Raw genomic sequence first — 12,363 nt, forward strand, 5'->3', positions numbered from 1 at the left:
AGGTAGATGCAATAAAGTCTGACTGTAGTCAGATTCACTTGGTTGTATCTAATGGACGCGGAGCGATTCTGAGAACTACGTAGCTCGTAGCTCGCCGCCGAAATATGCTGCCAGGGAATGGCAGTTAATCAATATGTGATAGCGTCGCCTCTGGCGCTTGAATCTATGATCGGTATAATGTATGCGGTATGCAATCAGGAGCCATCATAGTGATAGAACACAAAACCCGAACGCAATTGGTGGTGGAAGCTGTAAGAGAGAAGATCCTAAATTGCGAAATTAAGGCTGGGGAGTCCTTGCGTCAAGCTGCATTGGCGGAAGAGCTCAATGTCAGTCGTATCCCGGTCAGAGAGGCCTTGTTACAGCTAGAAGCCGAGGGTTTAGTTACTTTTGTGGCACATAAGGGTGCTACAGCAACCGAACTATCTGCTGCCCAGGTGGATGAGATATTCGAGCTACGAGCCTTGTTGGAAGCAGAGCTGCTGAAGTATTCCATCAGTAAGTTGACTGAGCAGGATTTTAAAGAGGCTCAGTCATTGCTCGATGAGCTGCAAAAGGCCATGGACAATGGCAACAGTCATTTGGCTACGGGTAATCTGAATACCCGTTTCCATGCCAAGTTGTATTGCCGGGCTCAGCGACCACAGACGGAAGAATTGGTAAGCATGCTGAACAAGAACTCCGAGCGTTACGTACGTATGCACATTATGTTGGCTGGCGGGCTTAAAACTGCGCCGGATGAACATAAAGAATTACTTGCGTTATGCCAAGCTGGAGACAGTAAGAAGGCCTGTAACTTCCTAAAAAAGCACATCATTAGTGCTAAAGATGATATCAAAGCGCTACTGCTGAAAATGGAAGCGAAGAGCTAAGCGCACTAGGCTGTATGGGTCGCAACGGCCAGTTGCGTTAACTGGCTTTTATGTATGGTTCAATACACTAAAATTTTGACCATTCATTGGTCTTCACTCCATAAGTCATCTCTCGTTCCTGTCTGCTAAGTCTGGCTATTCCAAGTGTTAAATCCTTGATCTGGATACTGGTGATTTTCCAACGTTAGGTTGGTTGCATCATGAGTCTGCTTTGTGCCTGTTTAACGGTAAATCCCTGGATTCTTAATGTGTGCAATGTAAACAAAGAATTCAATATATTGTATACAATATATTGAATTCTTTGTTGTGTTCGTTTTATCATCAGCTGGGCCGGTTAAATCGGCTAACAAACAACAACAAGGGAAACCCAGATGAACAAGCAAACAAGATGGCAACGCAGCATGCTGGCCGCCGCGGTGGCGAGCTGTCTTTGTACCCCACTCGCGCAGGCCGCCAGCGACACCTATGGTGAAATGCGCGGTGCAGTGATGGCCAAGGGCACAGACCTGGCCAATGCACAAATTACCCTGGTGCACGACAGTAAAGGGATCGTGCGTAAAACCACCACCAATGCAGATGGCGAATTCAGTATTAAGGGCCTACCCGTTGGCAGCTATACCGTCACTATTAGTAAAGACGGCTACCAAAGCGCGTCGGTGAGTAAAGTGGAAATTACCCTGGGCAGTGCTGCCGATCTGGGTGAAGTCAACCTGGCCGACAGCAGTATGGAAGTCATTCAGATCTCAGGCAGTGCGGTGGCCAAGATTGACTTTCAGGGCTCGCAACAAGGGGTCAGTTTCAGTGCGGTAGATTTGTCTACTATGGCCATAGGTGAGAATTTGACGGATGTGGCGACCCTGGCACCCGGCAATGCCGTTGGCGATAGCGATATTTTCTCCGGGATTGGTGGTTCTGACGGCCGTCTGGTCAGCTCGGCTGGTGGCTCGGTGGCAGAAAATGGCTACTACCTGAATGGCTTTAATATCACCGATATTCGTTATAACGCAATTATCTCTGAGTTTCCCTGGGAAATAGTCGACCAGATTCAGGTGATCAATGGTGGTATTCCCGCGCGCTATGGTCGCACGGTGGGCGGCGTCACCAATATGGTGTCTAAAACCGGTGATAACGAATTCCGCTTCGGTGTGAAACTGGACTGGGAACCCGGTGGTATGGGCGGCACCAAGCCAGATTTTAACTATACCGACCGCAATGGTGAGGGTTGGTATAACCATGCCCGCCACTCAGAAGACAGCAGCGACCTGATGGAATACAGCCTGTATGCCAGTGGCCCGATTATTCAGGATAAGGCGTTTTTCTATGTGCTTTATGCTCCGGCCAGAAACAAATATGAATGGGCCGATGCCGGTGAAGGAGACACCACCTTCACTTCACGTGACGTGGATAAAGATTCGCTGTTCGTTAACCTGGACTGGCAGGTCACTGAAAACCACAGCCTGACCCTGATGCACCTGGATGCCCAGCGTGATACCACAGACTATCAGTACCAATGGTCGGCGCAAACCGGCCGGGGCGACCTGGTGGTGGATATTGATGGCTTGGACCGCACCTTTGAAATCGATAACAAGCTGACCATTGTTAATTACACAGGTTACTTAACCGACGACCTGTCAGTAATCGCTAACTACGGCAGAATGAAAACCACCAACGATGGCCGTTTGGGCACCTCGGATCAGAATAGTTTGTATGACTGTCGCACCGGCAGTTGTGCACTAGCCACTGATACTTTTGGTAGCTATGCCAGGCTGGAGGAAGACACCCGGGATACCTTCAGGGTCGACTTTGACTGGGTGATAACCGATGACCATACCCTGTCGTTTGGCTATGAGCAGGATGATATCAACGCCAAAATCGACAACCACGGCCACGGCCCTGACGACCTGGATGAATTTGGTCTGTCCAAGCACTATTCGACCATGGAATTGTGGCGCGCATCCACCGACCGCACCCGTTGGTGTTCGCTGGGGAATGCCTGTGTGGATGGCGAATTTACCATGCCTGCCGGTGACTATCTGTATACCCGTGAATTTACCAAGAAAGCCGATATAGACGGTAAATTCTCTGCTTACTATGTTCAGGATAAGTGGCAGGTGACCGACCAGTTGGTTGCAACCTTTGGTGTGCGCAACGAAGCCTTTTCCAATACCACCAATAATGGTGATAAATGGATAGATATGGACAACCAATGGGCGCCCCGGTTAGAGCTTAACTATGATATTGACGGCAACCAGAAAGTCTTCTTTAACTATGGCCGTTACTATCAGCCTGTGGCATTGCGGGTAAGTGAGCGCTTCGTCGCACCAGAGTTTGATATTCGTACCTTCCGCACCGCCAACCTAGATAACGGCCAATTGAACACCGGCCCGATTCAGGGCGTGCAGATCGTGGGTGACGGTAATGTCCGGCCCGGTCAGATTTTTGCCGATGCTGACCTTAAACCTATGTATCTGGATGGCTATAACCTGGGCTATGAAGTGGTGCTGGATGACAACTGGTTGCTTGGCGTCACCTACACCTATCGGGATTTGGTGCGTTCCATTGAAGACTCACAAGTGGATGGTTTCGCCGGTGAAGGCGGCTGGGGTGTGTTGCAATGGTGTGCCGATAATAACAAGGACTGCAGCGGTTTTGCCGACGTGGCAGGGCAGGTATGGAACGGTGGTTCGGCCCGTTTGCTCAATCCCGGTCAGGACCTGACCATTTGGGAAGATTTCAATGGCGACGGTACGCTGACTCAGGAAACCATTCCTGCCGCCTATCTGGGTTACCCCGAGGCAAAACGTAAATACCACGCCCTGACTTTTACCTTTGACGGCGAAGTGACCGAGCAATTCCATATTGCCGGGTCCTACACCTGGAGTCGCTCTGAGGGTAATACCGAAGGGTTGGTGCGTTCGGATAACGGTCAGCGCGACCCTGGCTGGACCCGCGCCTTTGACGAACCGCAAATTGTAGAGGACGGTTACGGTCGTTTGCCCAATGACCGACCGCACAACTTTAAGCTGTGGGGGGTGTACGAACTGAGTGAAGATTTAACCGCGTCTTTCAATTACAACTTCTACTCGGGTCGGCCTATCAACCACTTTGGCTACCACGAGGATTTACCGGGCTGGGATGCAGAATACTTCCGTAAGGATGAGCAAGCGGTTCCCCGTGGCACTGCAGGCCGCACCGAGAATATTCAGACCTTGAATCTGGGGCTGAACTACTTTGTGGAGCTGTTTGGTGGTCAGACACAGTTCAGTTTAACGGTATTTAACCCGTTCAACTGGGACAGGGTGACAGATGTACGTGAAATTGGTGAAACCTCGTCAATTCAGGATCTGGCCGACGGCCAGCCTTTGACCGCCAATGACAATGCCCTGTGGCGTACGCCGTCCAACTGGCAGGCACCGCGTTCGGTACGCTTGTCGGTGCGATACGATTTCTAACTTTCCCTGACTGAAACACCGGGGCAGCCTGGTTTATTTCCCGCAAGGGCCATGTTCAATCTCCTGGCATGGCCCTTTTTACCATCCTCAGAGATGTATTCGCCCTGAAACGCACTTAATTTGCGCTTCGCGTTTGTGCGCATTTCCCTCCACCAGGCGAATCGTCCATGTATCCTGATGTTACCACTCTCATTTGCTTGCTTCATTCTCATCAACACTATCTGTTTGCCTGGCGTAACAGCATGATTATACAGCGCCTTTTTTGATAACTCAGGATGGGGAGTTGCCAATCAGAATTAGTGGTTGAGGCTGGTTTGTGCATTAAATAGTTGGTTGCGCTACCTGGTTTTCGCTGTTTGCGGCTTGCGTGCAAGTGGCGGATACCGTCGAAAGCTTGAAGGTCTGAGTAAACAGCGTCTGCAGCAGCCATCACCAGGCGGTTGTGGATATGTGGCCAGGCATAAAGGGGAGTTTCAGCGGCGGGTCGAAATATTAGACAGAAGGGGATATGTTGGCGAACCGCTAGCCCGCTATTTCTTATATAACAGGCATGGCCCGCAGGCCATGCCAGACATGATTACAGGCGTCTTCTTAACAGTAATAAGCCACTCGCCAGCAGCAGCATTGTGGCTGGCACCGGTACCTGGGCGGCGTCTTGTACCTGAATGGTCAGGCCAGAAAGCGGCGGCATCAGCAGGTCCTGATTATCAAAACTCACCAGGCTCAGGTTGTCCAGGCCAATGCTGTGCAAACCCGCGCTGATGGCGCGAAAGCTCAACGTGGCCAGCACAAAATCTGTGCCTTGTTTGGCCCCTATCACTAAGGCGTCGGCAAACAGATCCGCATAGTCATCCAGCGTCAGGGTACCGGCCAGTGCATTGTGGGAGTCCATTTGCAACGAGCCAAGGCCGTCGTCAAAACCGTCGCCAAACTGCCAGCCGGTCAGTTCCAGCCCGGCCAGTGCATAACTGACCTGGCCGGAAAAGCCACCGAGTAACTCGTTAAAGTCACTGACCCGCAGCTGCACATTCAAGCTGTCCCCGACCTGCACTGGGTTCTGATCGCTTTGCCATGTCAGCAAAGCCGCCTGACCAGCCGAGCTAAAGGCCAGCAATATAGTTATCAATAGTGCTTTCATCTTTTACTTCCTCAGGATGCAATGGCGCAGCGTGGTAAATCACACTGGCCGGATAGGGCGCGGATATCTCGCTGATCCACCCGGCCGTCGCCGTTAAAATCAAATTCAGCGCCAAGGCTGGTGGGGCTGCGTAAACGCTGCATAAACAACTGCACGTCACGGCTGTCGATACTGCTGTTGCCGTCCAGGTCGGCAGGGTTGGTATTGCCTGCACATTCACCAGCACCGGCTACCAGGCATACCAGCCACTGGTCAAATGGCTGATCAAAACGGTTGCCCCAGTCACTGATAATATCCTCATAAGGGGTGAATTCCGGCAGCTCGCCACCGTTATCCGCTTCGCTCTGCCCACAAGTCCACACCCAGTAGCCGGAACCTGTGTAGCCATTTTCACTGTCGTCGTACAGCCAATACCAACCGTTGGCCTGCGCCTCGGGCTTGGCTTTCCACTGCCAGTCAAATAAACAGCCTTCATTGCCTGCTGCATACTTAGCGGCGCGCATACTTGGCAGAAGTTGCTGGTCAATCTCGACCCGCTGATTTTCCATCATGTAGCGCACAGCCAAATACCCCCAGTAATACACTCGGGCGGTATCACCGTTAGCGTAAGTGGTCTGAAACAGCTCACTCAGGTCATAAGTGCCCTGCGCCGCTACGGCCAGTGCGTTAGCATTGGTATTAGGCTGTGACAGATATTCGGCCACGCCTTCACCCCACCACACCGAATTGGCGGGCTGGTCACCAAAACCGCCCCATTTGTTAAAGCGCCCATCCAGATAGTGAATATATTCGTGCTCCAGATTCCACACCACAAAGTCGGGTTGCAGCCAGGTAGCCTGGAAGGCAATAAAACGGGCCTGATTGCCACTAACAGCCGGATCACCTTCCAGATACATACCGCCGTTGTCGGTGTTAATGCCAAAGAAGGTACCGGCATAGTTCTGATAATTAGACGACGACTGGAAGATCACGACCTCCAGATCTTGGTTTAAATCGTCGGCCACCGGGGTGGCAGGATTGGTGCCAAAGGTTTGGTGGAAAAGTTGTTCCTGACCAGCCAGGGAGACGCAGATCTGCCCGAGATTTTCGCTGCTGATAGGCTCCTGGAAGCGTACTTTCAGGGTACTGCCACACACATGATTACCAGACAGCACCACGGCTTCTAAATCAAAATCACAGGCATTGCCATACAGGTCACAATTAGCACTGTCGTAGAAGCTGACCATACCCTGGGCATTAATCCAGCCATTAGCCCCCACACCGTCATAACTGTAAGTGGCCAGGATGCTCTGCATACTGGGGCGCACGGTGTCGGCTATCTGCCCGCCCATTTGCAGGAAGCGCCCCAATTCAGACACCGCGTCAGACCATTGATATTCGCGGGTATGACCGACCAGCCACAGGCCCTGCTGCATCACAAAGCTCTGCAGGTTGGTGATAATTTCCGGATGCGCCGCCAGCACCTGGGCATAATCCTGCTGCTGTTGTTGCATGGCGTTGTAGTAATGGGTCAGCAGTTGTGTGACACCACTTTCCTCATAGCCAATTCCCCAGTTGTCAGTGCGATCCACCGTATTGGCATACCCCAGCAACGCCTGGCTGAATCTGGCCATATAGGGTAAGCGGTTGGTGCCGGAACTGTTCACCAGGATCAGCATCTCGTAGCGGGTCATAAAGTCCCTGGATGCACTGCCGTTAAACTGCACAAAGTGCGCGCCGCCAAAGTAGCTGTCGAAGGCCTGCTGAAGTTGTTGTTTATAGGCTGCCTGGAACTGGCGGTTACTGCCGGCAGACGTCTCGGCCCAGTGCATAGCACGCAGGAAGGTCACCAGCTTTTCCAGTTCGGTAGCGCCGGTCGCCGTACTGCCATCGTAGCCCGCTAGCACCTCGTTAATAGCACCGACAATACTCAGTAAATTAGCGTCACTGAACATGCCGCTGCCAACCCAGGACACATTGTACAAGCCATACAGGCAACTGGTCAGTTGCCCCTGTTTTACCGCATCCACCAGCGCACTGCCGGTCAGGCCCTGTAATTCACTGGCACTGCTGCAACTGCTGGCAACCGCATTAAGGTTGGCGGATTGTTTGTCCAGCGCCTGACTGGCGGCTTTTTTGCTTTTCAGCACCGGCAGATGTTCGGATTGCATCAGGCGCTGCTGAAATTCCAGCGGCGATAAGGTACGTGGTGGTCGGGGCGGATGCTGTTCACCAGTATCCACGCCATGTTCTATCGTCAGAACAGATTGTCTGCTAAGCGGGTTTTGGCCCGGGTCTTGTGGATGGTCCTGCCCGGCTTGCGCCTGACTCGTTGCCCCCAGGGCTAACGCCATCCAGCACAGAAGTGGAGCTTTCATCTTTGCTTCCTCGTTTGTTGCTGATTGCTTTTTAGTTATTTGTGCCCACTACTCTGCTGGCTTATTTAAAATAGCATACGATATATTGCATACAATATATTTAACTTAATTTTTATCATTCGTTTACAACTCGGCCTCAAGGGGACCGGCCATTGGGAAGAGCAGTGCTGCGTGCTTAGTATGTAAGCTATGTGAGGAAAGAGGAGTGAGGGTTAGTTATGAGGTCAGAATCTGCTTAGCTGCCCGAACCGCTAATCTCTGGAGGCTGTGCAGATCTGACAATTACGACAGCGCAGCCTGCGCTGCATTGTTCGAAAGGCCTTTATATGTTGCCTGAGAATTACCAGTGATTACCTGATGCGACGCAGCACAGTTCTATCTTTTAGCCACTAAGCAGGCTAATGCAATATTAGCGAGCAGATCAGGCAACGGGCGTTAAGACCGATGTTTGCCCGATCTTGACGGAGGCGTTGCCGTGGTTAATTGACCAAGTTTATGTAGTGGCGAAGGTTAATCCTTCCCCTGCATCAGACTTTCAATTTGCTCAACGGTGCGCGGCGCACCGGCCGACAAATTCTCACAGCCTTGCGGCGTGACCAGAATATCATCTTCCACCCGCACCCCCATACCACGCCACTGCGGCGCTACCGCGCGGCAATCTTTGGGGAAATACAAGCCCGGTTCAATGGTAAACAGCATATTGCTCTGCAAGGTCCGCCAGTTGCCAGCATCGTCATGGTAGGGGCCCACATCATGCACATCCAGCCCCAACCAGTGACCGGTTTTATGCAGGGTAAAAGGCGCGTACAGTTGCTGTTCCAGTACCTCATCCAGACTGCCGGATAAGATACCCAGGTCCAGCATGCCCTCAGCCAACACCCGCATGGCGGTGGGGTAAATGTGCTGCCAGCCAAGACCGGGCCTGACGATAGCAATGGCTGCATCCAGCGACGCCAGCACCAATTGGTACAAATCGCGCTGTGGGCCGCTGAATTTGCCGTTCACCGGGATGGTGCGGGTAATATCGGCGGTGTAATACTGATAATCCCCGCCGGCATCCAGCAATAACAGCTCGCCGTCCTGTAAGGTCGAACGATAGGCTTCATAGTGCAGGCAGCAGGCGTTATTACCGGTGGCGATAATATTGCCGTAGCCCACATCATTGCAGCCGTGGCGGGCAATTTCAGCCAGAAATTCGCCATGCAGTTGCAATTCGGTTACACCAGGCTTGGCAACTTGCATCAGGCGTTTATGTCCGGCTACCGAGGCGTGCACGGCCTGGCGTAACAACGCCAGTTCATGGCTGTCTTTGATGACCCGGCTGGCGTGAATATAGGGCAGCACCGAGTGCAAATGGCGGAAGATCTTAGGCTGGTCAAATTTAACGCTGCGACGCTGCTGCGCCAGCCAATCCACCAGCCGATGGGAAAAACGTCCCAGCTCATCGGCCAGATACAGATGCGCGCGCTGGCCCATCAACTCAGGCAGGCGCTGTTCCAGCTCGGCAATATCATAAGCAAGACTGGCCCCGTAACCTTCAACCGCCCCAACCTGCCCGGTACGCTGGGCAAACCACACTTCCTGATGGGCATCTTTGGGCTGATTAAATAACACAAAAGGTGCATCGCATTCGGGGCGTAAAATCGCCACCGCATCCGGCTCGGCGTAGCCGGTCAGATAGTAAAAGTCGTGATCCTGGCGAAACGCATAATGAATGTTTTTATTGCGAACCTGCTGACGGTTACCTACCAGGATCACCACCGCATCCGGCTCCAGCTGAGCTAATAGCTGCTCCCGACGTAAACGATACAGGGCCTGTTGCTGACTACATAACATCTTGCGCTCCTAACCTCTGATAGACCAATTGCGCGGCCACCAGGTCCTCCAGTGCATGGCCAACAGATTTAAACAGGGTGATATCCTGTGCCTGGCGCTGAAACACCTTTGCACCGCCACAAAGTTCAAACAGATCCGCTGCCAAGGCTGAAGGGCTCAGCAGGCCGCTTTGTATCGGGATCACCAGGTCGCCGGTTTCCTTACAGGCGCCCTGGTAGTTGTCCACCACAATGCGGCTGCGGCGAATACAATCATCATCGGCTTCGCGCATATCCGGCCGGTAGGCCCCCACCAGATCCAGATGTTGCCCCGGTTGCAACCAGGCACCCTGAATCAGCGGCGTGCGGCTTAAGGTGGCGCAGGAGATAATATCCGCCTGAGATACCGCGGCCTGCAATTCAGTGGCCACATCCAGTTGCACCGGCAAGCTCCGGAGCTTATCTGCCACGGCCTCGGCTTTATGTCTGTCGCGCCCCCAGATGGTCACCCGCTTTATCGGTCGGACAGCCATATGTGCCTGAATCAGTTGCGGGGCCAGGGTGCCGGTGCCCACCATTAATAAATGCGTGCTGTCGGGGCGGGACACAAAGCGGCTGGCCAGTGCTGAGGCCGCAGCCGTGCGTTTGGCGGTTAAGGCCGGGGCATCCATGGTCGCCAATACCGAGCCGGTAACAGCATCCATCAGTAAGTAAATGCCCTGAATAGACGGCAAACCAGGTTCGGCATTATCCGGGGCCACAGTAACCAGTTTGACACCAATCTGTTTTCCGGCCTGCCAGGCCGGCATCATCAGCAAGGTGGTTTCCCGCCCCCCATGTGGATTGGCAATATCATAATGCTGGCGCAGCGGCACAATGCCGGGATTGGCAAAGCTCGTCGCCAGCGCTTCAATAAGTAACGAAAAGGGCAAGGCATCGGCCACCTGCCCGGCATCAATAAACTTCATGTATTTCCTGCTTCAGATAAGGTGTCTACGCTCAGGTCTGCTCTGTCTTGTCGGGCGCGGGTCTGCCAACGGTTAAATGTCCATAATGCCACTGCACTCACCAGCGCAATCAGGGCAAACAGGCCCCACATCCACTCAGGGCGGCTCTGCTGTTTAGCCAGATTTTCATAGCCCCAGCCGGATAACAGCCCGGCAAACAGAAAACCCAGCGCCATCGACACAAAGTAATAGCCCATATACATCGCGCTTTGCTGCTTAGGCGCGATACTGGCCACATATTCCTGGCTTTTAGGTGAGGTCAGCATTTCGCCCATTGCAATAGATAAGATCACTACCACCATCAGACTGCCGCCCAGCACAAATTGCCCATTCAGGGCGGCCAGCCAGATACCGCCGCCCATGATCACTATCCCCGCCACCAACACCTTAAAGGTGTGCAGTCGGCGACACACATAGCTGACCAGAATTTGCAGCAATACGATGGCGGCAAAATCCAGATTAATCAGATACTCAGGATTGATCTGGCGATAGCGCCCGGCCCAGTCCTGGGCGATATGCGCAGCCAGTTCGGCCGGGGAAGCGCTCTGACCTAACTGGCTTAACGCCCCGGCCAGAACCTCATGGGGCACATTGACCTTAAGGTGTACCAGTTGCAGGCGCAGGGCTTCCAGCGGCAGCGCTGCATCCAGGGTTTGCAGCTTGTCGGCAAGGGCGCCGACATCCACATGGGCCAGAAACGCCAGGGTGTCTTCCCCCAACCAGGCCAGTAAGCTGAGCAGATCGCCGGTATCCACATAGTCGCGAATAAACAGCGGCAAGGTATAAAACAGCTGATTGTAGACGGTCCAGAACCCGGTCAGAATCAGCAGGTACAAGGCGAAAGGCAGGTTACTGACGCGAATGGGCTGCGCCAGCCAGTGGCGGGCATTGGGTGCACACAGCCGATTCCACAACAAGTTAATCACTAGCCAGACAGCAATAGCAATAAAAGCGGGCTGATAGCCCAACCAGCCTACTCCGGCAGCCATCAGCAGCATAATGGCGGGAAACAGCAACATGGCAAAGCGGCCATTACCCAGCACCTGCTGGGCCTCGCTTAGCACCTGGCTTAACTTGTTAGTTGAGCGCACTTGCTGCGGCTCCCGGTATAAAAACAGTGCGGGCAGAAAGTTCAGGCAGATCCACAGGCTGGACATCAGAAACACCGCATCCCAGCTGATAGCGCGCATATAGCCGGCCACCAGCGGGCCGAGAAAACCGCCAATGTTCACCATGGTATAAAAGATACCAAACCCCAGTCCGCGATTGGCTGCTACCGTAGTGCGGGCAATAGTGCCCACCACTATAGGTTTAAAACAGGCCGCGCCACAGGCCACCGCCAGCATGGCCAAAAAGAAACTGCCAAAGCCTTCGGCCTGCCCCATCAGGTAATAACCAGGTGCCATAATGGCAAACGACAGCAGAAACATGCGCCGATAGCCGTAGCGATCCCCCAGCGCGCCGGTGACCACGGGTAGCAGATACAGAAAAAATGGAATAATGCCCTGCAGCGCACCACGCTGCGCCTCGGAAAAGCCCGCACCGCCCTGCTCGGCGGGTGTGGTCATATACACCGACGACAGTGCAAAGAAACCATACCAGGCCAGGCGCTCGAAGATCTCCATGCCATTGGCCACATAAAATGCCAGGGGAAAGCCTTTAGGTTGATGTGTCATATCAATGCTTGGCCTCTGTTAACAATTATTTTATATTGTATGCAATA

7 protein-coding genes are annotated in these 12,363 nt (G+C 53.2%); 2 read left to right on the forward strand and 5 right to left on the reverse strand.

The window, feature by feature from the left end; translation table 11 throughout:
- The first annotated feature begins 206 nt into the window (after positions 1–206).
- Together J0A65_RS07750 and J0A65_RS07755 are read left to right on the forward strand one after the other, a co-directional pair.
- On the forward strand, positions 207–872 hold the full coding sequence (locus tag J0A65_RS07750; RefSeq protein ID WP_206593631.1) for a GntR family transcriptional regulator: 666 nt from the start codon (positions 207–209) through the stop codon (positions 870–872).
- Between the two features lie 371 nt (positions 873–1,243).
- Entirely contained in the window at positions 1,244–4,324 is a 3,081-nt protein-coding gene (locus J0A65_RS07755; RefSeq protein WP_206593583.1) for a TonB-dependent receptor, read from the forward strand.
- Between the two features lie 577 nt (positions 4,325–4,901).
- Here J0A65_RS07755 and J0A65_RS07760 read toward each other — a convergent pair.
- The 5 genes from J0A65_RS07760 to J0A65_RS07780 form a co-directional block, all read right to left on the reverse strand.
- Entirely contained in the window at positions 4,902–5,462 is a 561-nt protein-coding gene (locus J0A65_RS07760) for a PEP-CTERM sorting domain-containing protein (RefSeq protein WP_206593584.1), read from the reverse strand.
- An 11-nt stretch (positions 5,463–5,473) separates the two neighbouring features.
- Positions 5,474–7,819 carry a collagenase gene (locus J0A65_RS07765; RefSeq protein ID WP_206593585.1) on the reverse strand — a complete coding sequence of 782 codons (2,346 nt, stop codon included), beginning with the start codon at positions 7,817–7,819 and terminating at the stop codon, positions 5,474–5,476.
- Positions 7,820–8,329: 510 nt separating this feature from the next.
- Positions 8,330–9,655: an aminopeptidase P N-terminal domain-containing protein gene (locus tag J0A65_RS07770; protein ID WP_206593586.1), complete on the reverse strand. Its 1,326-nt coding sequence runs from the start codon at positions 9,653–9,655 to the stop codon at positions 8,330–8,332.
- Entirely contained in the window at positions 9,645–10,601 is a 957-nt protein-coding gene (gene lhpI, locus J0A65_RS07775; protein WP_206593587.1) for a bifunctional Delta(1)-pyrroline-2-carboxylate/Delta(1)-piperideine-2-carboxylate reductase, read from the reverse strand. Before lhpI ends, J0A65_RS07770 begins: the two co-directional genes overlap by 11 nt.
- The gene (locus J0A65_RS07780; RefSeq protein WP_206593588.1) at positions 10,598–12,316 is read right to left on the reverse strand and encodes an MFS transporter; all 1,719 of its coding nucleotides are present in this window, start codon (positions 12,314–12,316) and stop codon (positions 10,598–10,600) included. The genes lhpI and J0A65_RS07780 overlap by 4 nt, the downstream gene beginning before the upstream one ends.
- Positions 12,317–12,363 lie beyond the last annotated feature (47 nt).

Origin of the sequence: Bowmanella yangjiangensis (assembly GCF_017255015.1) — a bacterium.
In the GTDB taxonomy this organism is placed as follows: domain Bacteria; phylum Pseudomonadota; class Gammaproteobacteria; order Enterobacterales; family Alteromonadaceae; genus Bowmanella; species Bowmanella yangjiangensis.

Coding starts and splice junctions, on each gene's coding strand:
- J0A65_RS07755 (WP_206593583.1), top strand. CDS start 1,244: ATGAACAAGCAAACAAGATGGCAACGCAGCATGCTGGCCGCCGCGGTG.
- J0A65_RS07760 (WP_206593584.1), bottom strand. CDS start 5,462: ATGAAAGCACTATTGATAACTATATTGCTGGCCTTTAGCTCGGCTGGT.
- J0A65_RS07765 (WP_206593585.1), bottom strand. CDS start 7,819: ATGAAAGCTCCACTTCTGTGCTGGATGGCGTTAGCCCTGGGGGCAACG.
- J0A65_RS07770 (WP_206593586.1), bottom strand. CDS start 9,655: ATGTTATGTAGTCAGCAACAGGCCCTGTATCGTTTACGTCGGGAGCAG.
- lhpI (WP_206593587.1), bottom strand. CDS start 10,601: ATGAAGTTTATTGATGCCGGGCAGGTGGCCGATGCCTTGCCCTTTTCG.
- J0A65_RS07780 (WP_206593588.1), bottom strand. CDS start 12,316: ATGACACATCAACCTAAAGGCTTTCCCCTGGCATTTTATGTGGCCAAT.